The organism is Pseudomonas sp. Tav-5-1A, from assembly GCF_055755055.1.
In genome coordinates this window covers 803,342-829,176 of record NZ_CM146901.1, presented here as the reverse complement: position 1 = coordinate 829,176, position 25,835 = coordinate 803,342, and the positions used below count along the sequence as shown (strand labels likewise).

Here is a 25,835-nt window from a genome sequence, read left to right as displayed (position 1 = left end):
TGCCGATTCCGCGCTTCGTCGATTGACAGCGACAGGCTGCGCTCCCAATAATTCGCCGCAAGTTGTACGATGACATCTACCCAACAATAATTTACAAGAGGCCAGAGCCGCCCATGACCACCCCAAGCAAACCCCTCAACCGCCTGCTGCTGACCGGTGCCGCTGGCGGCCTGGGCAAGGAACTGCGCCAACGCCTGAAGCCTTTCTGCCGCACCCTGCGCCTGTCCGACATCGCCAGCATCGGCGCCGTGGATGACAAGACGGAAGAATTCCAGCTGTGCGACCTTTCCGACAAACAGGCGGTGCACCACCTGGTGGAAGGCGTGGATGCCATCGTGCATTTTGGTGGCGTGTCGGTAGAGCGCCCGTTCGAAGAGATCCTGGGCGCCAATATCTGCGGGGTGTTTCATATTTATGAAGCAGCGCGCCGCCATGGGGTGAAGCGGGTGATCTTCGCCAGCTCCAACCACGTCATCGGCTTCCACAAGCAGACCGAGGTGCTGGACGCCCATAGCGCCCGCCGCCCTGACAGCTACTACGGCCTGAGCAAATGCTATGGCGAAGACATGGCCAGCTTCTATTTCGACCGCTACGGCATCCAGACCCTGACCATCCGCATCGGCTCCTCGTTCGCCGAACCGCAGAACCGCCGCATGCTCAGCACCTGGCTGAGCTTCGACGACTTGACCCAGCTGATCGCCCGCGGCTTGTACACCGCCGACATCGGCCACACCGTGGTGTACGGCGCCTCCGACAACACCCCCAACTGGTGGGATAACCGCTACGCAGCACACTTGGGCTACCAGCCCAAGGACAGCAGCGAGCCGTTCCGCGCCAAGGTGGAAGCGCAGCCGATGCCGCCGGCCGATGACCCGACCATGGTTTACCAGGGCGGCGCGTTCGTGGCAGCCGGTCCATTCGGCGACAATTGACGGCCCCCTGACGCGGCCTTCGGCCGCTGCTACCCGCCGTAGCAGCGGCCGAAGGCCGCGTCCTAGTCACCACCGCATGGCAGGATCAGTGGTTGTAAGCACTCTCATTATGCTCACCCAAGTCCAGCCCCAACTCCTCGGTAGCCTCATCCGCGCGCAAGCCAATCACCGCCTTGATCACCTTCAAGATGATCCAGCTCACCGCGAAGCAATACACGAAGGTGAAGCTCACGCCCTTGAACTGCGCCCACAGCTGCCCGGCGATGGTGACGTTGGGCACGTAGCCGCCCAACGACGGCACGCAGAACACGCCGGTGAGCAGCGCGCCGACGATACCGCCGATACCGTGCAGGCCAAACACGTCGAGGCTGTCGTCGTAGCCGAAGCGACGTTTCAGGCTGGTGGCGCCCAGGTAGCAGATCACCCCGCACAGCAGGCCGATGGCCAACGCACCGCCAGTGCCCACGTAGGCGCACGCCGGCGTGATGCCCACCAGGCCCGCCAACGCACCACTGGCCAGGCCCAGGGCGCTGGGGCGGCCGGCCTTGAACCATTCGGTGAACATCCAGCCGATGATGCCAGTGCAGGCGCCCAGTTGGGTGTTGATCATGACGATGCCGGAGATGCCGCTGAGGCCACCGCCCGAACCGATGTTGAAGCCGAACCAGCCCACCCACAGCATGGCCGCGCCGACCATGGTGAAGCTCAGGTTGTGCGCCGGCATCGGCGTGTGCGGGTAGCCCTTGCGCTTGCCCAGCAGGATGCACGCCGCCAGCGCCGCGACGCCGGCGTTGATGTGCACGGCGGTGCCGCCGGCGTAGTCCAGGGTGCCCCAGTTGTGCATCAAGGCCCCTGCCCCGCCCCACACCATGTGGGCGATGGGCGCGTAGACCAGGGTGAACCACACGGCCATGAAGATCAGCGCCGCCGAGAACTTCATGCGCTCGGCGAAGGCGCCGGCGATCAGCGCCGGCGTGATGATGGCGAAGGTCATCTGGAAGGTCACGAACACGCCTTCGGGAATGTCGCCGACGATGCTGTCAGCGCTCATGCCGGCCAGGAATACCCGGCTCAGGCCGCCGACGAAGCTGTTGAAGGTCACCTGGCCGTCGACCATGTTGGTGGTGTCGACCACCATGCTGTAGCCGTAGATCACCCACAACACGCCGACCACGCCGGCGATGCCGAAGCACTGGGTGAACAGCGAGAGCATGTTTTTTGCCCGCACCAGGCCGCCGTAGAACAACGCCAGGCCCGGCAGGCACATGAACAGCACCAGGACGGCGGCGGTGATCATCCAGGCGCTGCTGCCCAGGTTCAGGGTTGGCGGCGGAGTGTCGGCGGCGTTGGCCAGGGTGGAGAAGAGGGTTAATGCAAGGAGGGAAATGCCGGGTAGACGGTTGACCATTTTCGAAGCTCCTGCGAGGAATGGAAGGTTGTCTGGCAGCAAGCCAAGTGGGGAAAACTTCGGGCGTTGTTGGCCTCTTCTTGGGGCACTGACGCGGCCTGCGGCCGCTGCTACGGGGGTAGCAGCGGCCGCAGGCCGCGTCCGGGCTCAACTCAATACCCGCTGCCGGGCACCCAACTGGTCCCCGCCAACGGCACCCGCGCCATGGCCGCGGCTTCCACGGTCAGCGCCACCAGGTCCTCGGGGTCGAGGTTGTGCAGGTGCGACTTGCCGCAGGCGCGGGCCATGGTCTGCGCTTCCAGCACCAGCACGCGCAGGTAGTTGGCCAGGCGGCGCCCGCCTTCCACCGGGTCCAGGCGCTTGGACAGTTCCGGGTCCTGGGTGGTGATGCCCGCCGGGTCGCGGCCGTTCTGCCAGTCATCGTAGAAACCGGCCGCCGAGCCGAGCTTCTTCAGTTCCTCGTCCAGGCGCGGGTGGTTATCACCCAGCGCGATCAGCGCGGCGGTGCCGATGGCCACCGCATCGGCGCCCAGGGCCATGGCTTTGGCCACGTCGGCGCCGTTGCGGATGCCGCCCGACACAATCAGCTGCACCTTGCGGTGCATGCCCATCTCCTGCAAAGCCTGTACCGCCTGTGGAATGGCCGGCAGAATCGGAATGCCGACGTGCTCGATAAACACCTCCTGAGTCGCGGCGGTGCCGCCCTGCATGCCGTCCAGCACGATCACGTCGGCGCCGGCCTTCACCGCCAGCTTCACGTCGTAGTACGGCCGGCTGGCGCCGATCTTCACGTAGATGGGCTTTTCCCAGTCGGTGATCTCGCGGATCTCGGCAATCTTGATCGCCAGGTCATCCGGCCCGGTCCAGTCAGGGTGGCGGCAGGCCGAACGCTGGTCGACGCCAATGGGCAGCGTGCGCATCCCCGCCACCCGCTCGGTGACCTTCATGCCCAACAACATGCCACCGCCGCCGGGCTTCGCCCCCTGCCCGAGCACGATCTCGATGGCGTCGGCCTTGCGCAGGTCGTCCGGGTTCATGCCGTAGCGCGACGGCAGGTACTGGTACACCAGGTGCTGGGACTGGCCGCGCTCTTCGGGGGTCATGCCGCCGTCACCGGTGGTGGTGCTGGTGCCGGCAATGGTCGCGCCGCGGCCCAGGGCTTCCTTGGCGTTGGCCGACAGCGCGCCGAAGCTCATGCCGGCGATGGTCACCGGGATTTTCAAGTGAATGGGCTTCTTGGCGAAGCGGTTGCCCAGTATCACGTCGGTGCCGCATTTCTCCCGGTAGCCTTCCAGCGGGTAGCGCGACACGCTGGCGCCCAGCAGCAACAGGTCGTCGAAATGCGGCACCTTGCGCTTGGTGCCGCCGCCGCGAATGTCGTAGATGCCGGTCTCGGCGGCACGCTGGATTTCCTGGATGGTCAGGCGGTCGAAGGTGGCGGACTCGCGCAGCACCGGAGGGTTCTTCTCGCTCATATCAATGCTCCTCAGTACGCGGACGCGTTATCGACTTTGAAGTTGTACAGCTGACGGGCCGAGCCATAGCGCTTGAAGTCGCTGGCCTGGTGGGCGAAACCGGCGCGGTTAAGCAGCTCCTGCAGCTCTTCCAGGTGCTCGGCGCGCATCTCTTTTTCGATGCAGTCCGAGCCCAGGGACTCGACCTTGCCCTTCACGTAGATGTGGGTTTCATACAGCGAGTCGCCCAGCGCATCGCCGGCATCGCCACACACCACCAGGCGCCCGGCCTGGCCCATGAAGCAGCTCATGTGGCCGATGCTGCCGCCGACGACAATGTCGACGCCCTTCATGGAAATGCCGCAACGGGCGCCGGCATCGCCCTCGATCACCAGCAGGCCGCCATGGGCCGTGGCCCCGGCTGCCTGCGAGGCGCTGCCCTTGACCCGCACGTAGCCGCTCATCATGTTCTCGGCGCAGCCGACGCCGACGTTGCCGTGCACGGTGATCGAGGCCTTCTGGTTCATGCCCGCGCAGTAGTAGCCGGCGTGGCCCTGGATATCGATGGACAGCGCCTCGTTCACGCCGACGGCGAGGTTGTGCTTGCCGTTGGAATGGGTCACCACCCATTCGCGGTCTTCAACGTTGTTGACCTGGTCGTGCAGCGCCTGGTTGAGGTCGCGCACGCTGGCAGTGGAAAGGTCGATGGTTTTCATGTGCGTGCTCCTTAGGCCGACTCGCGTTCCCAGACGTAAAGGGTGGCCGGTGCCGGCTCCCAGATTTTCGCGTTTTCAATGCCCGGCAGGCTCGACAGCGCCTGATACTCCGAGGCCATGGCCACGTAGTCATCGGTCTCGGCGAGGATGGCCGGCTTGCAGGCGATCGGATCGCGGATCACCGCGAAACCGTTGCGGGTGCCGATGGCGAAGGTGAAGAAGCCGTCGAGGTTTTCTAGCGAGTTATCCAGCGCCTCCTTCAGCGAGTCGCCCTGCTGCAGGCGCCAGGTCAGGTAACCGGCGGCCACTTCGGTGTCGTTGTCGGTCTCGAACGTGATGCCTTCGCGCTTGAGCTCTTGGCGCAGACGGAAGTGGTTGGACAGCGAGCCGTTGTGCACCAGGCACAGGTCGGCGCCGGTGGAGAACGGGTGGCTGCCTTCCATGGTCACCGCGCTTTCGGTAGCCATGCGGGTGTGGCCGATGATGTGGCTGCCTTTCATGCCGGCCAGGCCGAAGCGCTGGGAAATTTCCCGTGGCAGGCCCATGCCCTTGAGGATCTCGATGCTCTGCCCGGCGCTCATGATGCGCAGTTCAGGCGCCAGCTCGGCCAGGGCGGCGCGGGCGCTGGCCTCGTCGGTGTTGACCTTGAGCACCGCAGCGGTAGCGTTCTGGAACCAGTCCAGCGAGCAACCCAGCTGGCCTTCAAGGGCGCTCATCAGTGCGTGAAAATCGAAGCTTTCGGTGGTGCTTTGCAGGGTCAGCTTGACCCAGCCATCGGCCACTTCATCGCCGTAGATGGCAAAGCCGGCGCTGTCGGGGCCGCGGTCGGTCATGGCCTCCAGCATTGGTTCGAACAGCTTGCCCAACTGGGCTTCGAGCTGCGGGTTCTTCAGGTACAGCCCCACGATTCCACACATAACAGGTCTCCTTCGCTGGGCGGCACAGGCGCCGCCAGCGCTTCATTGAAGGGTAAGAATCAGAAGAATTCGGTGTAGCGCTGGATCTCCCAGTCGGAGACGTGGCGGCTGTATTCCACCCACTCCATGCGCTTGAGCTTGATGAACTCGCCGACGATTTCCTGGCCCAGCACTTCGCTGAACAGCGGGTCGGCTTCCAGTGCGTCGCAGGCTTCCTTGAGCGACTGCGGCAAGGTCTTGATGCCGCGCGCGGCGATTTCTTCCAGGCTCAGCTTGTAGAGGTTTTCGTTGCAGACCTGGTCGGGCATCAGCTGGCGGTCGATGCCGTCGAGGCCGGCGGCGATGATCGCGGCGCTGACCAGGTACGGGTTGCAGCCGGCATCGGGCAGGCGGAACTCCAGGCGGCCGTAGGGCACGCGGACCATGGCCGAGCGGTTGTTGGCGCCGAAGGCAATGAAGGCCGGGGCCCAGGTGGCGCCGGACAGCGAATTGCCCACCACCAGGCGCTTGTAGGAATTGACCGTGGGCGCCGCGAACGCACACAGCGCCGGGCCGTGGGCCAACAGGCCCGCGGCGAAGTGGTAGGCCAGCTTCGACAGGCCCATGCCGCTGGGGTCACTGGCGTCATGGAAGAGGTTCTTGTTGTCGGCGCTGGCGATGGACAGGTGGAAGTGCATGCCATTGCCGGCGCGCTTGGGGTCGGGCTTGGGCATGAACGAGCAGATCATGCCCAGGTCGTTGGCGATCTCGCCGGCGGCCATGCGGAAGAAGGTGAAGCGGTCCGCCGAGGTCATGGCGTCGCTGTAGGTGTAGTTGATCTCGAACTGGCCGTTGGCGTCCTCGTGGTCGATCTGGTAGATCTCGAAGTCGACCTTCTGCAGCGCCTCGGTCAGGCGTTCGAGGAATTCGCGCGAGCGCGACAGGCCCTTGTAGTCGTAGCAGGGCTTGTCGAGGTTGTCGCTGGCGTCCACCAGTTGCAGCTTGCCGCTGCCATCGCGGCGCATCAGGTTGAATTCGGGCTCCAGGCCGGTGTTCAGGGTCCAGCCCTTGTCGGCCAGGCGCTGCACCTGTTGCTGCAGCACGTAGCGGCTGTCGTACGGGTGGGGCTTGCCGTCCACATGGCCGATGCACACCACGCGGCCGTAGCCCGGCTGCCAGGGCACCGGGGTCAGGGTGGCCAGGTCGCCGCGGGCCATGAAATCCGGGCCGTGGGGCTCCATGCCCATGCCGCAGATGGCGAAGCCGGCGAAACCCGCGCCTTCCTCGGCCACGGTCTTGAGGCCACACACCGGCACCGACTTGGTCTTGGCCGCACCGTGGATATCGACGAACTGGGCCAGCACGTACTTGATCCCGTGCTGCTCGATAATGCGCTGGGTTTCTTCTGGCAACATGTGCACTTCACTCCTCGCGACTGGCTGGCTGATCGTTTATTCCGCTAAAGAAACTTACTTTCCCAATGGGAATGCAAGCCGCTTGCCAGATTTGCCGATGCCGGTGCCTGTTCGCGAAAACGAGCTTTGTACTCTGTCTATATGGGAATATAGTTTTCCCAGGGGGAATACCAGCAAACGCCGGACGGCGGAGCTCCCCGGATTTGCACATTCATGGTGCGAAACTAATATTAATGTACAGAAACCGTGCAGGCCTTTATGAACATGCCTATCGACCCCCAACCACGTTTGAAGCTGGAGCAGTACCTGGGGATGCAGATCAAGCGCCAGCGCCAGGCGCAGGAACTCAAGCTGGCCGACGTGGCCCGCATCGCCGGTATCAGCCAGGGCATGCTGAGCAAGATCGAGAACGCCCAGGTGTCCACCAGCCTCGACACCCTCAGCCGCCTGTGCGACGTGCTGGGCATGCCCATGTCCAAGCTGTTCAGCCAGTACGACCAGCAAGGCAGCAGCGCCCTGCTGGTGAAGGCCGACGAAGGCCTGGAGGTGGTGCGCCGCGGCACCGAGAAGGGCCACACCTACCACCTGCTGAACCACACCCGCGGGCCGAAGAAGAGCTTCGAGGCGTACATGGTCAGCATGGACGACGCCAGCGAGGAGTTCCCGACCTTCTCGCACCCGGGCACCGAGTTCCTGCACCTGCTGGAAGGCGAGCTGATCTACCGCCATGGCAACCAGCTGTACCGCATGGAGGCTGGCGACAGCCTGACCTTCGACGGCGAGATCCCCCATGGGCCGGAGCAGCTGGTGCAGGTGCCGATCAAGTTGCTGTCGATCATGAATTACGGCAGCGAGAACCAGTAAGCCGGGGGCCTTGATCAAAACCTGTGGGAGCTGGCTTGCCAGCGAGCTTTGGGGGCCTGAAAAGCTCGCTGGCAAGCCAGCTCCCACAGGGATTGATTTCGTGCCTCAACCCCTCAATAAAATTCCTACCAGTTAAAAAACTTTCACCACCCCTCTAGACGCCCCCCGCGCTTTCCCCTATAAAACCCACCAAGGAATATTTTATTCCCCACAGGCAATTTCCTGTGGGACGCCTTTTTTCGCCCTGCGATGCGCTGCCGCCACCCTTCCCCCGAGGACAAGCCATGCAACACGAAAAACACCAATTCATTCTCAAGATAAGCTGCCCGGCCACCTCGGGCATCGTCGCGGCGGTGACCTCGTACCTGGCCGGCAACGCGTGCTACATCGGCGAGATGGCCCAGTTCGACGACGAGCTGAGCGGGCGGTTTTTCATGCGGGCGGTGTTTCGCTTCAACGACGGCCACGCCGGTGACATCGATCAATTGAAAGCCGGCTTCGGCGACGTGGCCGGCCAGTTCGACATGGACTGGGAGCTGCACGACAACAGCCAGCCCATGCGCGTGCTGCTGATGGTGAGCAAGTTCGACCACTGCCTCACCGACCTGCTGTACCGCTACCACAAGGGCGAGATGGACATGACCATCACCGCCATCGTCTCCAACCACCTGGAACTGCGGCCCATGGCCGAGCGCGAGGGCATTCGCTTCATCTACCTGCCCGTGACCAAGGACACCAAGGCGCGCCAGGAGGCCGAGCTGATGAAGGTGGTGGACGAAACCGGCACCGACCTGGTGGTGCTGGCCCGCTACATGCAAATCCTCTCCGACGACCTGTGCAAGCAGCTGTCGGGGCGCGCCATCAACATCCACCACTCGTTCCTGCCCGGCTTCAAGGGCGCCAAGCCCTACCACCAGGCCTACCAGCGCGGCGTGAAGCTGATTGGCGCCACCGCCCACTACGTCACCAGCGACCTCGACGAAGGCCCGATCATCGAGCAGGAAGTGCAGCGCGTGGACCACGCCTACCTGCCCGACGACCTGGTCGCCATAGGCCGCGATACCGAAACCGTGGCGCTGTCCAAGGCGGTGAAATACCACCTACAGCACCGCGTCTTCCTCAACCAGGACCGCACGGTGATCTTCCGGTGAACAGCCTCAAGTTGATCGACGGCAAGGCCGCCGCAGCCGGAGTGTTGCGCCAGGTAAAAGCCGATATCGCCCGGCACGGTATCCACCCGGCCCTGGCGGTGATCCTGGTGGGCGATGACCCCGCCAGCCATGTCTACGTGCGCAACAAGATTTTGCGCGCCGAGGAAGCCGGCATCCGCTCGCTGGAGTACCGCCTGCCCGCCGATACCCCACAGGCCGACGTGCTGGCGTTGATCGCCCGGTTGAACGCCGACCCCAGCGTCAACGGCATCCTGCTGCAACTGCCGCTACCGGCCCATATAGAAGAAGCCCTGGCGTTGCAGGCGATTGCGCCGAGCAAGGACGTCGATGGTTTTCACAGTGAAAACGTCGGCGGCCTCAGCCAGGGCCGCGACGTGCTCACCCCCTGCACGCCCAGCGGCTGCATGCACTTGCTGCAGGCCACGCTGGGCGACCTGAGCGGCAAGCACGCCGTGGTCATCGGCCGCTCGAACATTGTCGGCAAGCCCATGGCGGCGTTGCTGCTGCAGGCCCATTGCTCGGTCACCGTGCTGCACTCGCGCAGCGTCAACGCCCGCGAACTGTGCCGCCAGGCCGACATCGTGGTAGCCGCCGTCGGCCGCCCGCAGATGGTCGACGCCAGCTGGCTGAAGCCCGGTTGCGTGGTCATCGACGTGGGCATCAACCGTATCGAAGCAGGCGGCCGCAGCCGCCTGGTGGGCGACGTCGATTTCGACAGCGCCCTGGCCGTGGCCAGCGCCATCACCCCGGTGCCCGGTGGCGTCGGGCCGATGACCATCGCCTTCCTGATGAAGAACACCCTGACCGCTGCGCTGCAGCAGGCCACCCCCCCACGCAGCCCGTCGGAGGCCCCATGCCTTTCAACCTGTTGAAATATGGCCTGAGCTCGGAGTACCCGGTCGAGGTTGACCTGCCCGCGCCCAAGGAACTCAAGCCCCGCTACGACGTGGTGATCATCGGCGGTGGCGGCCATGGCCTGGCCACGGCCTATTACCTGGCCAAGTACCACGGCATCACCAACGTCGCCGTGCTGGAAAAGTCCTACCTGGGCGGCGGCAACACCGCACGCAACACGGCGGTGATTCGCTCCAACTACTTGACCAGCGAAGGGGTGAAGTTCTACGCCGAATCGGTGCGCCTGTTTGAGGGCCTGTCCAACGAGTTCGACTTCAACATCATGTATTCGCACCGCGGCCAGCTGACGCTTGCCCACACCGACGCCACCGTGCGCTCGTTCCGCCAGCGCGCCGAGGTCAACAAGCACTTCGGCGGCCGCACCGAGATGATCGACCGCCAGCAGATCCGCGAACTGGTGCCCACCCTCAACCTCGACCCCGGCTACCTGCCGGTGCTGGCCGGCCTGTGGCACATGGACGGCGCCACCGCCCGCCACGACGCCGTGGCCTGGGGCTACGCCAAGCAGGCGGCCAAGCGCGGCGTGGAGATCCACCAGCTCACCGAAGTGCAGGAACTGGTGATCGAAAACGGCGCCATCACCGCCGTGAAGACCAACCGCGGCACCGTCCAGTGCGGCTGCGCGGTGCAGGCCATCGCCGGCATGAGCTCGCAGATGATGGCCAAGGCCGGCATCCGCTCGCCGATCCAGACCTTCCCGTTGCAGGCCATGGTGACCCAGCCGTTCAAGCCGTTCCTCGACCCGCTGGTGAGCTCCTCGGCGCTGCACTGCTACGTGCAGCAGACCAGCCGTGGCGAGGTGGTGTTCGGCGGCGGCTCCGACCCCTACCCGCTGTTCAACACCCGCTCCACCCTGGACCTGAAGGAAAGCCTGCTGGCCCACGCCATCGAGATGTTCCCGTTCCTGGCCAACGCCAAGCTGATGCGCCAGTGGGCCGGCATCACCGACATGACCCCGGACTACAGCCCGATCATGGGCCTGAGCCCGGTGAAGAATTACTACCTGGACGCCGGCTGGGGCACCTGGGGCTTCAAGGCCACGCCCATCTGCGGCAAGACCATGGCCGAGCTGGTGGCCAGCGGCGGCAAGGTGCCGGAGCTGATCAAGCCATTCAGCCTGGCGCGTTTTTCCACCTTCAAGCAGGTCAACGAAATGGGCGCCACCGCGGCCAGCCACTGAGGAACGGACGATGAAAATCATGAATTGCCCGCTCAACGGGCCGCGTAACATCAGCGAATTCACCTACGGCGGCGAGTTCAAGGCCATGCCCGACCCGGCCACCTGCACCGACGCCGAATGGGCCGACTACGTGTTCAACTGCGAGAATCTCGCCGGCGTGGTGCGCGAGTGGTGGATGCACACACCGTCCAGCTACTGGTTCCTGGCCGAGCGGCACACGGTCACCGACGAGATCATCCGCACCTTCGACCCGAAGGAAGTCTTCACCACCCGCGTCGAATTCGCCACCCAGGAGATCGCCGGATGAACCGCCTCCCCGCCCCCATGGGCCTGCTGATCGACCGCGAACAGCCGCTGACTTTCAGCTTCGACGACACGCCCTACCAGGGCTTCGCCGGCGACAGCCTCGCCAGCGCCCTGCTCGCCAACGGCCGCTTCCTGCTCTCGCGCTCGTTCAAATACCACCGCCCGCGCGGCCCGTTGAGCATGGCCGGGCAGGACGCCAACAGCCTGGTACAACTGCCGCGCGAGCCCAACGTGCTGGCCGACATGCAACCGCTGGAGCAGGGCCTGCAAGCCAGCGGGCAAAACTTCAACGGCACCCTGGACAACGACAAGGACGCCTGGCTGGGCAAGTTCTCCAAGTTCATGCCGGTGGGCTTCTACTACCGCTCGTTCTACAAGCCCAAGGGCATGTGGAAGGTGTGGGAACCCATCATCCGCAAGAAAGCCGGCCTGGGCGTGCTGGACCTGACGTTCCAGCCCGAGTACTACGACAAGGCCTACCTGTTCACGGACCTGGCCGTGGTGGGTGCCGGGCCTGCCGGCCTGCAGGCAGCGCTGACTGCGGCCAATGCCGGGGCCAAGGTGCTGTTGATCGAGCAGAGCCCGCTTTTGGGTGGGTCACTGACCTACGCGCGCTTCGACATCGACGGCACCCGCGCCGAAACCCTGCGGCGCGAACTGGTGAGCGCCGTCGAGCAGCACGCCAATATCCAGGTGCTCACCCAGGCCACCTGCAACGCCTGGTTCACCGACAACTACCTGCCGGTCATCCAGGGCAAGCGCCTGTACAAGGTGCGCGCCAGCCAGTGCCTGGTCGCCAGCGGCTCGTTCGACCAGCCGGTGATTTTCCGCAACAACGACCTGCCCGGCATCATGCTCACCAGCGCCGCCCAGCGCCTGATGAAGCTGTACGCGGTGAAGCCGGGCAACACCGCCGTGGTGCTCACCGGCAACGACGACGGCTACCTGGCGGCGCTGGACCTGCACGACCAGGGCGTGAAAGTGGCCGCCGTGGTCGACCTGCGCAACGGCCCCGCCGACCGCGCCCTGCTGCGCGCGCTGGACCAGCGCTCGATTCCGCTGCACGTCGACACCACGGTGTTCGAGGCCCTGCACGAGAGCGGCATGCGCCACGTCAGCGGCGTCGAGCTGCGCAAGATCACCGGCCAGGGCCAGGTGGCCAGCAGCGCGGTGAAACTGGACTGCGACCTGCTGTGCATGTCCGGCGGCTACATGCCGGTGTACCAGCTGCTGTGCCAGGCCGGTGGCAAGCTGGCCTACGACGACCAGCTGGCGGAATTCACCCTCAGCGGCCTGCCGAAGATCCTCCACGTGGCCGGTTCGGTAAATGGCTGCCACAGCCTGCAGAACGTGCTGGCCGACGCCAGCAACTGCGCCGCCGCCATCGCCGCCGCCCTGGGCCTGGGTGCCCCGGCGCACGCCAGCCTGGCGCCCGAGGCCCGGGTCAATTTCCCCTGGCCGATTTTCCCGCACCCCAAGGGCAAGGACTTCGTCGACTTCGATGAAGACCTGCAGGTGCAGGACATCATCAACGCCACCAGAATCGGCTACCGCGACGTGCAGTTGGTGAAGCGTTATTCCACCGTCGGTATGGGCCCGTCCCAGGGCCGTCACTCGGCGCTGCCCACGGCGCGCCTGGTGGCGCAAGCGACCCAGCGCAACATCAGCGAGACCGGCGTCACCACCGCGCGGCCGCCGTTCGTGGCCGAGAAGCTCGCCCATGTCGCCGGCCGCGCCTTCGATCCGTATCGGCAGACACCGCTGCACCGCCGCCACCTGGAAGCCGGGGCGAAAATGATGCCCGCCGGCATCTGGCAGCGCCCGGCTTACTACGGCAAGGCCTCGCAGCGCGAGCAGTGCATGCAGGCCGAGGCGCTGCACGTGCGCAACAAGGTCGGCATCATCGACGTGTCGACCCTGGGCGGCCTGGACATACGCGGCCCGGATGCGGCCGAGTTGCTGAACCGCCTGTACACCTTCGCCTTCCTCAAGCAGCCGGTGGGCCGCTCGCGCTATGCGCTGATGACCAACGAGCACGGCGTGGTGATCGACGACGGCGTGTGTGCACGCTTCGCCGACAGGCATTTCTACGTCACCGCCACCACCAGCGGCGTCGACCGTATCTACCAGCAGATGCTCAAGTGGAACGCCCAGTGGCGCCTGGACGTCGACATCGCCAACGTCACCGCGGCCATTTCCGCCGTGAACGTGGCGGGGCCGGACGCGCGCAAGGTGCTGGAAAAAGTCTGCAGCGACCTGGACCTGTCACCGGCCGGTTTCCCCTACCTGGCGGTGCGCCAGGGCACCGTGGCCGGAATCAAGGCGCGGCTGCTGCGGGTGGGCTTCGTCGGCGAGCTGGGCTATGAAATCCACGTGCCGGCGCGCCACGCCGTGCAGCTGTGGGACGCGCTGATGGACGCCGGCAAGGCCTTCGACATCCGCCCCTTCGGCGTCGAGACCCAGCGCCTGCTGCGCCTGGAAAAAGGCCACGTGATCATCAGCCAGGACACCGACGGCATGACCCACCCGGCCGAGATCGACATGGGCTGGGCGGTCAGCCGCAGCAAACCGTTCTTCGTGGGGCGGCGCTCGGTGGACATCCTCGAAGCGCAGCCCATGACCCGCAAGCTGGTGGGCTTTACCTTGCCCAAGGGCAGCGTGCAGCCGCTCGAAGGCCACCTGGTGCTCAGCGGCGCGGACATCAGCGGCAACGTCACCTCGTGCGAATACTCCGAAACCCTGGGCCAGGTGATCGGCCTGGCCTACGCCGGTTTCGACCAGAGCCAACCCGGGCAGAAGATCCCGATCCGCGTGGAAGGCGGCATCGTCGTCGAAGCCACCGTGGTCAAACTACCGTTTTTCGACCCTGATAACCTGCGCCAGGAGTTGTAAGCCATGTCCAGTCTCAAAGCTGAAGATTACATCGGGCAGGCCGTGCAGCCCTGCACCCTGCTGGACCTCACCGACCTGCCCCGGGTGGGCTTCCGCGGCGCCGACAGCGCCGCCTACCTGCAACAGCGCGGCTTCGAACTGCCCCAGGCCGCCAACCGCGCCGTGGCCCAGGCCGACGGCAGCCGGGTGGCGCGCCTGTCGCAGACCGAGTATTTGCTGCTGGGCAGCCAGGCCGACCACGGCCAGCGCCTGGCCGACGAGGAAGCGCGCTGGGCGCTGGACCACAGCGCCAACTACCTGCTGCCGCGCCAGGACAGCCACGCCTGGATACGGCTGGGCGGCAGTCTGCTGCCGGCGCTGATGGCCAAGCTGTGCGCCGTCGACCTGCGCGCCCAGGCCTTCGCCCCCGGCGCGGTGGCGCAGACCTCGGCGGCGCGCATCAACGTGATCATCATCAACGCAGGCGGCGAGGTGCCGACCTTCGACGTGCTGTTCGACCGCGCCTCCCACGAATACTTCCTGTCCGCCGTCCAGGACGCCCTGCAAGAGTTCGCCTGATACACCACCCACCTGTAGCCGCTGCCGCCAGGCTGCGCTGGCCCCCACATTCACTGGACACCTTCAGCGAGGCACAGGGCCAGCGCAGCCTGACGGCAGCGGCTACAGGCTTATGACTAAAATTTCATGTTTGCGCTTTCCCCGCCGATAAACCGTGCCTAAGAAGAAAAAAACTGCTGGCTGCCAACGATAAAAAAATACCCCCCAGCAACCAACGATCAAGAAGCGCACAAGTTTCCGGAGGGAAGAATGAACAGTTGGTTTGCCAACATAAGCGTGAACAAAAAGCTGGGACTGGGCTTTGGCCTGGTGCTGGTACTGACCACCCTGCTGGCCGCCACCGGCTGGAACAGCATGGGTGGCCTGATTAACCGCAGCAACTGGATGAGTGACATCACCCAGCTCAACTCTGCCTTGACCAAACTGCGCGTGGCGCGCCTGCAGTACATGCTCGCCAACGGCGACGACACCGCGGCGCAATTGGTGCAGACCACCCTGGACGGCTTCGAGGCCCAGCAGAAGAAGATCCTCGACACCTTCAAGAGCCCGGAAAACATCAAGCTGCTCAAGGAGCAGAACGGCCAGCTGGAAGCCTACAAGGTCTCGCTGAACAAGATGCGTGCCGCCTACCGCGCCAGCAACGCCGCGCGCCAGGACCTGAACGACACCGCCCTGGCGGCGTTCCAGACCATCGACAAGGTCAACCTGTCGGTGCAGGCTGACCGCCGCATGGAAGAAGTGGTGGCCGTGGCCAAGGCCAAGGACCTGCTGCTGGTGGTGCGCTACGAAGTACGCGGCTACCTGGGCGACGCCAGCGCCGCCAACGAACAGACCGCGTTCGCCCAGCTCGACGCCGCCCAGGCCGCCGTGGCGCCGCTGTATGGCGCGCTGCCGGGCCAACAGGACGGCATCAAGCTGTACGAGGGCGCCGTCAACAGCTACCGCGCTGCGCTGAACCGCTTCAAGGCCGCCAACGCCGACATCGTCCAGGCCCGCAAGGAAATGACCGACCAGGGCAACGAGATCGTGCGCATCAGCGACGCCCTGTACAAACTGCAACTGGACCGCCGCGACAGCGAGAGCGCCCAGGCGCAATCGGTGCAGCTGATCGCCACGCTGCTGGCCCTGCTGTTCGGCATCGCCGCCGCCCTGATCATCACCCGCCAGATCACCCGCCCTATCCAGGAAACCCTGGACGCGGTGAAACGCATCGCCGACGGCGACCTGACCCAGACCCTGCGCGTGACCCGCAAGGACGAGTTGGGCGTGCTGCAGCAAGGTATCCAGAACATGGGCACCACCCTGCGCGAGCTGATCACCAGCATCCGCGACGGCGTGACCCAGATCGCCAGCGCCGCCGAGGAACTGTCGGCCGTGACCGAGGAAACCAGCGCCGGGGTCAACAGCCAGAAGGTGGAAACCGACCAGGTGGCCACTGCCATGCACGAGATGACTGCCACCGTGCAGGAAGTCGCGCGCAACGCCGAGCAGGCCTCCATGGCCGCCACCGATGCCGACGGCCAGGCCCGTGACGGTGACAAGGTAGTGAACCAGGCCATCGACCAGATCGAACGCCTGGCCGCCGAGGTCAAGCGCTCCACCGAGGCCATGGGCCACCTGCAGCAGGAAAGCGACAAGATCGGCAAGGTCATGGACGTGATCAAGGCCGTGGCCGAGCAGACCAACCTGCTGGCGCTGAACGCTGCCATCGAAGCGGCCCGTGCCGGTGAAGCCGGCCGCGGCTTTGCCGTGGTGGCCGACGAGGTGCGTGGCCTGGCCCAGCGCACGCAGAAGTCCACCGAGGAAATCGAAGGCCTGGTAGCCGGCCTGCAGACCGGCACCCAGCAAGTGGCCAACGTGATGCTCAGCAGCAGCGCGTTGACCGACAGCAGCGTGGCCCTGACCCGTCAGGCCGGCGTGTCACTGGAGAACATCACCCGCACGGTGTCGAACATCCAGTTGATGAATCAGCAGATCGCCGCGGCAGCCGAGCAGCAGAGCTCGGTGGCCGAAGAGATCAGCCGCAGCATCATCAACGTGCGTGACGTGTCGGAACAGACCGCGGCAGCCAGCGAGGAAACCGCGGCCTCCAGCGTCGAGCTGGCGCGCCTGGGTGGGCAGCTGCAGATGATGGTCAGCCACTTCCGCGTGTAACGGCTACAAACCTGGTGGGAGCTGGCTTGCCAGCGAGCTTTTCGAGGGCCTGAAAAGCTCGCTGGCAAGCCAGCTCCCACAGGTCACTGCACGGTCTTGAGCGTGCGGTCGTCGTAGTACAGGGCGTTCTTGTCGGTGCCCTGTTTGAAGAAGTACCCGTAGTCCTCCAGGTACCACACCGTGTCCACGCGGTTGTAGGGGTCCCCTTCCCCGCTGCACCGCAACTTCTTCGCCTGGCCGCTGAGGCTGGCGTTGAGCTGCGCCGCCGGCGCCTCGCTGTCCACCTTGCACTTGACCACCTGGCGGCTCTCGCCCAGGTCGCCCATCATCGAGTTCTTGCGCTTGCCCTGGGTGATGTAGGTCAGCTCCTGGCCCACCGGCATCTGCTGCCAGTCACCGCTGAAGGTCAGGTTGGTGAGCATCGAGTCCTCGGTCATCACCGTCTTGCCGAAGAAGCGGGTCTTCTGCGCCAGCGCCACCAGGCCACGGAAGCTCACTTCGCTGCCTTCGTAGCTGTCGGCGCGGGTGCGGATGCCCAGTTGGCCGCTGGCCTTGTCGACCTCGAAGAAGCGCTCTTCGCGAATCGGCAGGTTGCTCTTGGCGGTGTTGGCCATGCCGGTTTCCAGGGTCTGCTTGAACGCCTTGCGCGGCGGCGCCAGGTTCAAGTGCTTGATGGCGGTCATGGGCACCGCGCCCACCGCCGGCAGCGGCGTGTTGATGGGCGCCTTGCTGCGTGGGCTGAACGCCGGCAGTTGCGCCAGCGCCTCGGGCTTGGCGCACACGGCGCGGAACAGCGTCTGGTACTCGGGCACGCTGCGGCTGAAGGGCTGCGGCTGCGGGTCCTTGAACAGCTTGCCGTCGGTCACCTTGTCGCGCTCGTCGACGTCGTAGCCCATCAGCAGGCGGAAGCTCTGCTTGCCGCAGTCCACGGCGTAGTGCTCGCGCTTCTGCGCGCTGGGGGCGTTGTAGGGGCGGCCGGCGGTGACGGTGGGCTCGTCGAGGGCGGCCCAGAAGCGCATCTCGTCGCCTTCGGCCTTGAGGCTGTTGCGGTCCAGCAGCACCCAGAACACCTGGTCGCCGCCCTTGATCACCCGCCACTCCGGCACCGCGGTGGCCTGGCACGCGGCCTTGAAGGCGGCGTTGCTCTTGAGGTTGCCGGCCAGTTCGTCAGGCACGTCGCGCGGCGGCATGTAGCCGCCGTTGCTGCTGCCGAAGTACACGCGTTTCTCGCCCTGCACGTAGGCAATGCGCGCCTGGTAGCTGCTGCACGACGCCTCGATCTGCGCGGCGAACGGGTACGGTTGCTGCTCGGTGACGGGTGGCACGGCCAGGTAGCTGAGGGTGTCGCCGTTGCGCATCACTGACTCGGGCACGGGCGGCAGGGCCAGGGTGTCGCTGAGCATTTTTTCCGCGTCGGTTGGCACGTGCGGCTTCGGCGCCTCGGGGCTGGGCGCGTGCTGGGCGCAGCCGGCCACGAGGGCAATCAGCAGGGCCAGGGGCAGACGTTGCATAGTGATCCTTCATCAAGTTCAGCGTCCCCACACTGTAGCCGCTGCCGTCAGGCTGCGCTGGCCCCGGAGTACACTGAAGATCTTCAGCGTGGACAAGGGCCAGCGCAGCCTGGCGGCAGCGGCTACAAGGGTGCTTAGTGGACTTTGCGCAGCTGACGCTGGCTGTAGTACTGGTCGTTCTTGTCGGTGCCCGACTGGTAGAAGTAACCGTAGTCCTCCAGGTAGTACAGGGTATCGACGCTCTGGCGCTTGTCACTGCTCACGGTGCAGCGCACCAGCTTGGCCTGGCCGCTGAGGTGCGGGTTGACCTGGGCGGCGCTGACCTGGCTCTTGATGGCGCACTGCACGTTGGTGTGGGTGAGGATGGCGCCGGTGTTGCCGCTGACCGCGCTGGTGTCCAGCACCACGCCCAGGGTGCTGCCCACCGGCATGGTGCGCCAGTCACCGGTGAAGTGCGCGTCGATCACCGACGAGCTTTCGAACACGGTGTCCAGGCCATGGAAGGTGGTCTTGCTGGCCAGGGAGAACAGGCCCCGGAACGAGATTTCGCTGCTGTCGAAGCCATCGCTGGTGGAACGCACCGCCAGCTGGCCGGTGGTGGCGTCAGGCTTGATGAAGGTGTCGACGTTCAGCGGTACTTCGCCGTTGGGGCCGTTGGCGGTGCCGGTCTCGGACAGGTAGGTGAGCGGCTTGCGCGGCGCCGGCATGCCCAGCTTGTGCACGGCGGCCAGTGGCAGCGCCATCACCCCGGGGAACGGGCCGGCCAGCGGTGCTTTCACCCGCGGGCTGAACGCCGGGAGTTTTTCCAGCGCCTGCGGGTTGCCGCAGATGGCCTTGTAGGTGGCGTGGTTGTCGGTGTCGCGGGCAATCTGTTGGGCCTCGGGCACGAAGTGCACGGCGCCGTCGGTGACGTTGTTGCGTTCGTCCAGGTCGAAGCCCGACAGCACCTTGAAGGTCTGCTGGGTGCAGTCCACCGCCACGTATTCACGCTTCTGCGCCATGGGCGCGTAGTACGGCAGGTCGAAGGTGGTGACCGGTTCATCCCACGCGGTCCAGAAGCGCAGGGTGTTGCCCTGGGGCTTGATACTGGCGCGGTCGATCAGGGTCTGCTGGCCGTTGGCGGCGGTGCGCACCACGCGCCAGTCCGGCTGCGGCGTGCTGTTGCAGGCGTCGACGAAATCGGGGTTTTTCAACAGGGCCTGGGCCACGTCCTTGCGCATGCGCACGGCGGGCATGTACAGGCCGTCCTGGCTCTTCACGTAGGAGCGCTTGCCGCCGTCGAAGTACATCAGCTTGGCGGAAGGCTCCACGCACGAGGCCTGGATCTGCATCATGATGTCCTGGCGCAGGGTGTCGTCCTTGGGGCGGATGACCATGAAGCTGAGCTGGTCGCCGTCGCGCAGCACGCTGTTGCTCAGCGGGGTGCGCTTGACCATGTCGAACATCAGCTGGTTGGCCTTGTCGACCGGGGCCGGCACCTTCAGCGTCGGCTGGGCCTTGGCCACCGGGGCGGCGGGCGCGGGCGCCGGGGTGGACTGGTGGGCGCAGGCGGCGGTCGCGGCGATGGCCAGGGCAAGGGCAACACGGTTCATGGGTTTTCCTGATTTGGCAGGCGAGGTCCCTGTAGCCGCGGCCGCAGGCTGCGGCTACAGGGTGGCGCGCGAAAAGGAAACCATCTTACCGCTAGTGACGGTTCACTTCATGAACTTCATTTGGCCAGCAGGCCCACCCCACGGCCACGCGGGTCGGAGGCGGTCTCGACCTTGCGGCCATCGACCTTGATGGCCTGGACATCACCCATTTCCCAGCCCTGGTCCTCCAGCTTGTAGCCCATGGCCTTGAGCTCTTCGGCCGTTTGGCCAGTGAGCGGCGCGTAGCTGTCGTAGTAGATGGTGTCCTTGGGCAGCAACTGGTGGTGCACCCGCTGCGCCGCCACGGCCTTGGCCAGCGGCAGACGGTAGTCGTAGGTGTTGTTCAGCACCTGGAAGATCGAGGTGAAGATCCGCGAGCCACCCGGGGTGCCCAGCACCAGGGTCACGCGGCCGTCGCGGGTCACCAGGGTGGGGCTCATGGACGAGAGCATGCGCTTGCCCGGCTCGATGGCGTTGGCGTCGCCGCCCACCACGCCGAAGGCGTTGGCCACGCCTGGCTTGGAGCTGAAATCGTCCATCTCGTCGTTGAGCAGGAAGCCTGCGCCCTTCACCACCACGCCGCTGCCGTAGTCCCAGTTCAGGGTGTAGGTGTTGCTGACGGCGTTGCCGTCGTGGTCGACGATGGAGAAGTGCGTGGTCTGGTGCGCTTCAAGGCCAGGGTGCACGTTCTCGGTGGCGGAGATGGCGGTGGGGTTGACCTCGTCGGCGCGCTTGAGCAGGTAGGCCGGGGCAATCAACTTGTTCACCGGCACGTCGTTGAAGTCCGGGTCGCCCAGGTAGTTGGCGCGGTCGGCGAACACGCGCTTCTCGATCTCGGCCAGCAGGTGGATGTAGCGCGCCGAGTTCAGCGCCACGCCCTTGAAGTCGTCCTTGCGGATGTCCTTGATGCCCAGCAGCTGGGCCAGGGCGATGCCGCCCGAGCTGGGTAGCGGCGCGGTGTAGATGATGTTGCCGCGCCAGTCGATGTGCAGCGGCTCACGCCAGTTGACCTTGTAGTCGTGCAGGTCCTGCTTGGTGATCAGGCCCTTGTCGGCCTGCATCTGGGCTACCAGCAGGTCGGCGGTCTTGCCTTCGTAGAAGTCCTTGGCGCCCTGGTCGGCGATGCGCTCCAGGGTCTGCGCCAGCTCCGGCTGGCGGAAGGTCTGGCCGGGCTTCATGGTGCCGAAGTAGTCGTTGAAGTTGGTCTGGCCGTTGAACAGCTTCAGCGCGTCCTGGCGGTACTGGAACTGCTTGTCGGCGACGGTGAAGCCGTCCTTCGCGTAGCCGATGGCCGGGGTCAGCAGCTCGGCCCACGGCAGCTTGCCGAAGCGCTTGTGGGCTTCCCACAGGCCCAGCACGGTGCCGGGCACGCCGCTGGCCTTGGCGCCGACCAGGCTGAGGTTCTCGATGACCTCGCCCTTGTCGTTCAGGTACATGTTGCGGCTCGCGGCCTTGGGCGCGGTCTCGCGGTAATCGAGGAAGTAGGGCTTGCCCTTGACGTACAGGGTCATGAACCCGCCGCCGCCCAGGTTGCCGGCCTCGGGGTAGGTGACGGCCAGGGTGAAGGCCGTGGCGACGGCGGCGTCCACCGCGTTGCCGCCCTGCTTGAGAATCTGCGCGGCGACCTTGGCGCCGTATTGGTCGGGCGCGGCGACGGCGCCGCTGTCCAGCAACGCTGCGTAGGAGTGGGTGCTGGCGAAAATGGCGGCACTCAGGGCAAGGGTCTTGAACAACACAATACGCATCGGGTGTCCTTACTGTTGTTATGAATTGCAGCCACAGTTAGGCCCAGGATGGCGGTGGTTTCAACCCCTACAGGGCAAAACGGCCGCTCAGGGGCGGCCGTTTCGCTGCTGGTTTCACAGCATTTCGTCGAGAATCCACTGCTGCGCCGAGCTGCGCTTGGGCGCCCAGCCCAGCAATTCCCGGGCGTTCCTGCCACGCACGCGGCTGTTGGAGCCCAGGCCGTAATTGGCCATTTCATAGCCCCATTCTTTTTCCGCGTCGGCCAGTGGCCAGTCCTGGGGTTCACCCAGGCCCAGGGCGGTGGCCATGGCGCGGGTCATGTCGACGAAGGCCGCCTCGCCGCTCTCGACGAAGTAGAAGGTGCCGGCCGGGTTCTTCGCCAGCGCCAGCAGGTACAGCGCCACCACGTCCTCGATGTGCACGTTGGACCAGATGTTCTGGCCCGGGCCCACGTGGCGGACGATGCCGCTCTTGCGCGCCTGCTTCAGCAGCCGTGGCAGCTGCACGCTGTCGCGCTTCACGCCCAGGCTGTGGCCGTAGATCAGCGTGTTGCAGATGACCGCCGAGCGCACGCCCTGGGCGGCGGCGGCCAGTACCAGGTTGTCGATGGCCACGCGCGCAGCCTTGTCCACAGTAGGTTCGGGCAGGTGGCCTTCGTAGTAGATGACGTCGCTGCCCTTGCCGCCCGAGGCGTCGCCGACAATGCTCGAACCGCTGGTGTGCAGCAGCGGCTTGTCGGAACCCTGCAGGCCTTCGATCAAGGCTTCGACGGCGCCGCGGTGGTCGCTGCTGGCGGCGTTGATCACGGCATCGCTGGCGCGCGCCTGGGCAATCAGCAGTGCACGATCATCGAGGCTGCCCAGCACCGGGGTGATACCCAGGGCCTGTATTTCCTCGGCCTGCTCGGCGCTGCGCACCAGGCCGGTGACCTGGTGGCCGGCCTGGACCAGGGCGGTGGCGATCGAGCCGCCGATGAAACCGGCGGCACCGGTGACGAATACGTTCATGCTCAAACTCCCGTTCGATGTGTGGAGGCGGCCAGTATCGAAGGGTTATCCGTGCGGAAACAGCCGGTGGCGGCCAATAGACTTTTGCCCGCCGGTCACGAATCCCCTTGGGCGTAGCAGGCCAGCTTTTCCTGCATGAAATCCAGGAAGCACTGGATGCGCAACGCCAGCTGCGAGTTACGGTAGTACACGGCGTTGATGGTCTGCCGCTCGCCGGTGTTGGCCGCCACCAGCAGTGGCACCAGGCGGCCCTGGGCGATGTCCTGGTGGGTCATGAAGTCTGACAGGCAAGTAATGCCCTGCCCGGCCAGCGCCAGCTGCCGCAGGGTCTCGCCACTGGAAGCGGCCACCCGCGGGCTGGCCTGCCAGCGGTCGCCGTCGGCGTGGCGCAGCGGCCACAGGTTCAGGTGGTCGGGCTGGGTGAAGCCCAGCAGGCTGTGCTCGCGCAACTCTTCCACCTGGCGCGGCGTGCCGTGCTGGCGCAGGTACTCGGGGCTGGCGAGGATGTTCAGCGGGCTGCGGCCCAGCAGGCGCGCGTGCAAGGTGGAGTCGGCGAGCACGCCGATGCGGATGGCGACATCGGTGCTCTGTTCGAGCAGGTCGATCAGCAGGTCGTCGGTATTGAGTTCCAGGGTGATGTCCGGGTAGCGCGCGCGGAACTCGCCCACATACGGCACGATGGCGTGCAGCATGAACGGCGAGGCGGCATTGACCCGCAGGCGCCCGGATGGCGTCTGGTGGCGCACCGCCAGGCGTTCTTCCAGCTCGTCCATCTGTTGCAGGATCTGCTTGGCCTTTTCGAAGAAGAACCGGCCTTCTTCAGTGAGGTCCATGCGCCGCGTGGTGCGGTTGATCAGCGTGGTGTCGAGCTTGCTTTCCAGGCGCGACAGCGTGCGGCTGATGGCCGACGGGGTCTGCCCCACCTGCTCGGCCGCCGCTGAAATGGAACCGCACTCGATGACCGAGATGAAGACCTGGAGTTCGTCGGATCTGGCTTTCAACCTGGGTTTCCCTGTAAGGCTCGCCGGCAGGCCGGCTGGCGCGCTGGTCACCCACTTTACCTTACAGCTGGAAACCGAACACCTGCGCCAGGTGCGCCTGGTAGCGTGCCACGTCGCCTTCGATGTTCGGGCGCTTCATCACGTCCACCGCCAGGAAGGTCGGCAGGCCGGTCATGCCCAGGAACTGGTTGGCCTTGTGGAACGGGAAATACACGGCGTCCACACCCTTGGCCTCGAAGAAGTCGGTAGGGTCGTCGAAGGCCTGCTGCGGGGCGTTCCAGGTCAGCGACAGCAGGTACTGCTTGCCCTGCACCAGGCCGCCGCTGCCGTATTTCTGCGAGGCGTCGGAACGGGTGCGGCCGTCGCTAGCGTACAAGCTGCCGTGGCCTTCGGTGAAGACTTCGTCGATGTACTTCTTCACCGTCCAGGGCGCGCCCATCCACCAGCCGGGCATCTGGTAGATGACCACGTCGGCCCACAGGAACTTCTGCACTTCTTCGGCGATGTCGTAGCCGCCGTCGATGAAGGTGGTCTTCACGTCGAACCCGGCGCGGTCCAGCACGGCCACGGCGGCGTCGTGCAGGGTTTCGTTATAGCGGCCTTCGGAGTGGGCGAACTGCTTGCCGCCGTTGAGCAACAAAATCTTTTTCATGGGAAAGGTCTCGGTAAGGAATGCAGCGCACTCTACCGGCCTTGCGCGGGCGGAATAAGGCCTGATCGGGCAAATTACATTTGCTTGAATATCACGAATAGCGGCGGATTGTTGCCTTTAGAATCGCTGCAACTTCCCTGGAGACACCCCCATGCACGAACAACACGGCTTCATCCTCAAGGCCAAGACCAAACCGCACATGGCCGACGCCTTCCGCGACCTTTTCCTCGGCTACGTGAGCGCCAGCCGCAGCGAGCCGGGCTGCATCGAGTACCACATGCTGCGCGACCTGAACGACCCGACGCTGTTCGTGTTCTACGAAATCTGGGCGTCGAAGGCCGACCTGGACGTGCATTCGGCGCTGCCGCACATGGCGGCGTTCTTTGCCCAGCGCATGGAATACCTGGAGGCGGATTTCGACGTTCAGCGCGTGGAGATGTTGAGCCAGTCCAGCGCGGTGTGAGGTTCCCCCCGTAGCCGCTGCCGAAGGCTGCGCTGGCCCTGTGCCTCGCTGGAGATTTCCAGCGCACGTGATGGCCAGCGCAGCCTGGCGGCAGCGGCTACGGGACCTGTGTCAGCCATTGATGAGCAAATGCGCGCCCAACAGCGCCAGCCCGGTGAAGAACACCCGCTTGAACATCACCGCGCTGATGCGCTGGCGCAACCATTGCCCCAACTGCATGCCCAGCAGCGCCGGCACCAGCAGCAACAGCGACGCCCCCAGCTCGCCGCCACCCAGCTCGCCGTGCCACAGCAGCCCCAGCGCCAACGCCAGGGTCGAGACGCTGAACGATAGCCCCAGTGCCTGCACCAGTTCGTCGCGGTTGAGCCCCAGCGCTTGCAGGTAAGGCACCGCCGGAATCACGAACACCCCGGTGGCGGCGGTGATGATGCCGGTGGCCACGCCACACAACGGCCCCAGCCACACCTCATGCCGGGCCGGCACGCGCAGCACCGGCAGGAACAGGCCGCTGAGCGAGTACAGCACCAGCGCGCCACCCAGCGCATGCACCACCCACTTGCCGCCATCGATGCCCAGCCACAGGCTGCCGATGCCAGTGCCGACGAAGATCGCCAGCAGCATGGGCCACAGCCGCACGACCAACCCGCGCAAGTGCCCGCCGAGCATCAGCTGCCAGATATTGGTGAAGGTCGACGGCACGATCAGCAGCGCGGCTGCCTGCGCCGGAGCCATAGCCAGGCCCAGCAGGCCCATGGACACCGTGGGCAGCCCCAGGCCAATCACGCCCTTGACCGTGCCGGCCAGCAGGAAGGTCGCCAGCACCAGCAGCGACAAGCCCCAGCCCATTTCTTGATACAGCGCGAGTAAGGTATTCATGGCCCCATGCTGACGGCTCGGCGGCCGGCTGAAAATCTGCCATATACTGAGCCAGCCTCTTGTCCTGGTTGAGGCTGGAGCCTGCC

General features: G+C 65.4%; 22 protein-coding genes and 1 pseudogene. 11 read left to right on the top strand and 12 right to left on the bottom strand.

Features of this window, described 5'->3' with window-relative positions; genetic code table 11:
• The first annotated feature begins 113 nt into the window (after positions 1 to 113).
• Positions 114 to 932 (top strand): NAD-dependent epimerase/dehydratase family protein, encoded by an 819-nt coding sequence (locus tag AC0J42_RS03815; protein WP_416422326.1) that lies wholly within the window; start codon positions 114 to 116, stop codon positions 930 to 932.
• Between the two features lie 85 nt (positions 933 to 1,017).
• Here AC0J42_RS03815 and AC0J42_RS03810 read toward each other — a convergent pair whose 3' ends face one another.
• The 5 genes from AC0J42_RS03810 to glnT form a co-directional block, all read right to left on the bottom strand.
• On the bottom strand, positions 1,018 to 2,340 hold the full coding sequence (locus AC0J42_RS03810; RefSeq protein ID WP_473005291.1) for an ammonium transporter: 1,323 nt from the start codon (positions 2,338 to 2,340) through the stop codon (positions 1,018 to 1,020).
• A gap of 152 nt (positions 2,341 to 2,492) precedes the next feature.
• Positions 2,493 to 3,815: an FMN-binding glutamate synthase family protein gene (locus AC0J42_RS03805; protein ID WP_416422324.1), complete on the bottom strand. Its 1,323-nt coding sequence runs from the start codon at positions 3,813 to 3,815 to the stop codon at positions 2,493 to 2,495.
• A gap of 11 nt (positions 3,816 to 3,826) precedes the next feature.
• Positions 3,827 to 4,510 carry a GltB/FmdC/FwdC-like GXGXG domain-containing protein gene (locus tag AC0J42_RS03800; protein WP_416422323.1) on the bottom strand — a complete coding sequence of 228 codons (684 nt, stop codon included), beginning with the start codon at positions 4,508 to 4,510 and terminating at the stop codon, positions 3,827 to 3,829.
• An 11-nt stretch (positions 4,511 to 4,521) separates the two neighbouring features.
• Positions 4,522 to 5,427: a class II glutamine amidotransferase gene (locus tag AC0J42_RS03795; RefSeq protein WP_473005290.1), complete on the bottom strand. Its 906-nt coding sequence runs from the start codon at positions 5,425 to 5,427 to the stop codon at positions 4,522 to 4,524.
• A 59-nt stretch (positions 5,428 to 5,486) separates the two neighbouring features.
• A complete protein-coding gene (glnT, locus tag AC0J42_RS03790) occupies positions 5,487 to 6,821 on the bottom strand; it encodes a type III glutamate--ammonia ligase (protein WP_416422321.1) in 1,335 nt (444 codons plus the stop codon).
• Positions 6,822 to 7,079: 258 nt separating this feature from the next.
• Between glnT and AC0J42_RS03785 the strand changes: the two genes are divergently transcribed.
• The 9 genes and pseudogenes from AC0J42_RS03785 to AC0J42_RS03745 all read left to right on the top strand — a co-directional run bounded on the left by AC0J42_RS03785 (position 7,080) and on the right by AC0J42_RS03745 (position 16,862).
• Positions 7,080 to 7,685 carry a helix-turn-helix domain-containing protein gene (locus tag AC0J42_RS03785; protein WP_416422320.1) on the top strand — a complete coding sequence of 202 codons (606 nt, stop codon included), beginning with the start codon at positions 7,080 to 7,082 and terminating at the stop codon, positions 7,683 to 7,685.
• A gap of 284 nt (positions 7,686 to 7,969) precedes the next feature.
• Entirely contained in the window at positions 7,970 to 8,836 is an 867-nt protein-coding gene (gene purU / locus AC0J42_RS03780; protein ID WP_473005289.1) for a formyltetrahydrofolate deformylase, read from the top strand.
• Positions 8,833 to 9,729, top strand: a complete 897-nt coding sequence (folD, locus tag AC0J42_RS03775) for a bifunctional methylenetetrahydrofolate dehydrogenase/methenyltetrahydrofolate cyclohydrolase FolD (RefSeq protein ID WP_473005288.1) — start codon at positions 8,833 to 8,835, stop codon at positions 9,727 to 9,729. The genes purU and folD overlap by 4 nt, the downstream gene beginning before the upstream one ends.
• Positions 9,711 to 10,952 carry an FAD-dependent oxidoreductase gene (locus tag AC0J42_RS03770; RefSeq protein WP_473005287.1) on the top strand — a complete coding sequence of 414 codons (1,242 nt, stop codon included), beginning with the start codon at positions 9,711 to 9,713 and terminating at the stop codon, positions 10,950 to 10,952. The genes folD and AC0J42_RS03770 overlap by 19 nt, the downstream gene beginning before the upstream one ends.
• Positions 10,953 to 10,962: 10 nt before the next feature.
• Positions 10,963 to 11,259, top strand: a complete 297-nt coding sequence (locus tag AC0J42_RS03765) for a sarcosine oxidase subunit delta (protein ID WP_416422316.1) — start codon at positions 10,963 to 10,965, stop codon at positions 11,257 to 11,259.
• Positions 11,256 to 14,150, top strand: a complete 2,895-nt coding sequence (locus AC0J42_RS03760; protein WP_473005286.1) for a 2Fe-2S iron-sulfur cluster-binding protein — start codon at positions 11,256 to 11,258, stop codon at positions 14,148 to 14,150. The genes AC0J42_RS03765 and AC0J42_RS03760 overlap by 4 nt, the downstream gene beginning before the upstream one ends.
• A 3-nt stretch (positions 14,151 to 14,153) precedes the next feature.
• On the top strand, positions 14,154 to 14,708 hold the full coding sequence (locus AC0J42_RS03755; RefSeq protein WP_473005285.1) for a sarcosine oxidase subunit gamma: 555 nt from the start codon (positions 14,154 to 14,156) through the stop codon (positions 14,706 to 14,708).
• Between the two features lie 249 nt (positions 14,709 to 14,957).
• A pseudogene (locus AC0J42_RS03750) lies at positions 14,958 to 15,959 on the top strand (methyl-accepting chemotaxis protein); the annotation flags it as partial.
• A 39-nt stretch (positions 15,960 to 15,998) separates the two neighbouring features.
• Positions 15,999 to 16,862, top strand: coding sequence for a methyl-accepting chemotaxis protein (locus tag AC0J42_RS03745; protein WP_416427531.1), 864 nt, complete (start codon positions 15,999 to 16,001; stop codon positions 16,860 to 16,862).
• An 83-nt stretch (positions 16,863 to 16,945) separates the two neighbouring features.
• Here AC0J42_RS03745 and AC0J42_RS03740 read toward each other — a convergent pair whose 3' ends face one another.
• The 6 genes from AC0J42_RS03740 to mdaB all read right to left on the bottom strand — a co-directional run bounded on the left by AC0J42_RS03740 (position 16,946) and on the right by mdaB (position 24,410).
• The gene (locus AC0J42_RS03740; RefSeq protein ID WP_473005284.1) at positions 16,946 to 18,373 is read right to left on the bottom strand and encodes a hypothetical protein; all 1,428 of its coding nucleotides are present in this window, start codon (positions 18,371 to 18,373) and stop codon (positions 16,946 to 16,948) included.
• A 134-nt stretch (positions 18,374 to 18,507) separates the two neighbouring features.
• Entirely contained in the window at positions 18,508 to 19,965 is a 1,458-nt protein-coding gene (locus tag AC0J42_RS03735; protein WP_473005283.1) for a hypothetical protein, read from the bottom strand.
• Between the two features lie 116 nt (positions 19,966 to 20,081).
• Positions 20,082 to 21,749, bottom strand: coding sequence for a gamma-glutamyltransferase (gene ggt / locus AC0J42_RS03730; RefSeq protein ID WP_416422311.1), 1,668 nt, complete (start codon positions 21,747 to 21,749; stop codon positions 20,082 to 20,084).
• 114 nt (positions 21,750 to 21,863) lie between these two features.
• Positions 21,864 to 22,757 (bottom strand): NAD-dependent epimerase/dehydratase family protein, encoded by an 894-nt coding sequence (locus tag AC0J42_RS03725; protein ID WP_473005282.1) that lies wholly within the window; start codon positions 22,755 to 22,757, stop codon positions 21,864 to 21,866.
• 95 nt (positions 22,758 to 22,852) lie between these two features.
• Complete coding sequence (locus AC0J42_RS03720; protein ID WP_473005281.1) at positions 22,853 to 23,758, bottom strand: LysR substrate-binding domain-containing protein; 906 nt, start codon at positions 23,756 to 23,758, stop codon at positions 22,853 to 22,855.
• Between the two features lie 61 nt (positions 23,759 to 23,819).
• Entirely contained in the window at positions 23,820 to 24,410 is a 591-nt protein-coding gene (gene mdaB / locus AC0J42_RS03715; protein WP_416422308.1) for an NADPH:quinone oxidoreductase MdaB, read from the bottom strand.
• 151 nt (positions 24,411 to 24,561) lie between these two features.
• On the opposite strand from mdaB, the gene AC0J42_RS03710 reads away from it, so the two are divergent.
• A complete protein-coding gene (locus AC0J42_RS03710; protein WP_473005280.1) occupies positions 24,562 to 24,873 on the top strand; it encodes a putative quinol monooxygenase in 312 nt (103 codons plus the stop codon).
• Between the two features lie 111 nt (positions 24,874 to 24,984).
• Here AC0J42_RS03710 and AC0J42_RS03705 read toward each other — a convergent pair whose 3' ends face one another.
• Positions 24,985 to 25,749, bottom strand: a complete 765-nt coding sequence (locus tag AC0J42_RS03705; protein ID WP_473005279.1) for a sulfite exporter TauE/SafE family protein — start codon at positions 25,747 to 25,749, stop codon at positions 24,985 to 24,987.
• Between the last annotated feature and the right edge of the window lie 86 nt (positions 25,750 to 25,835).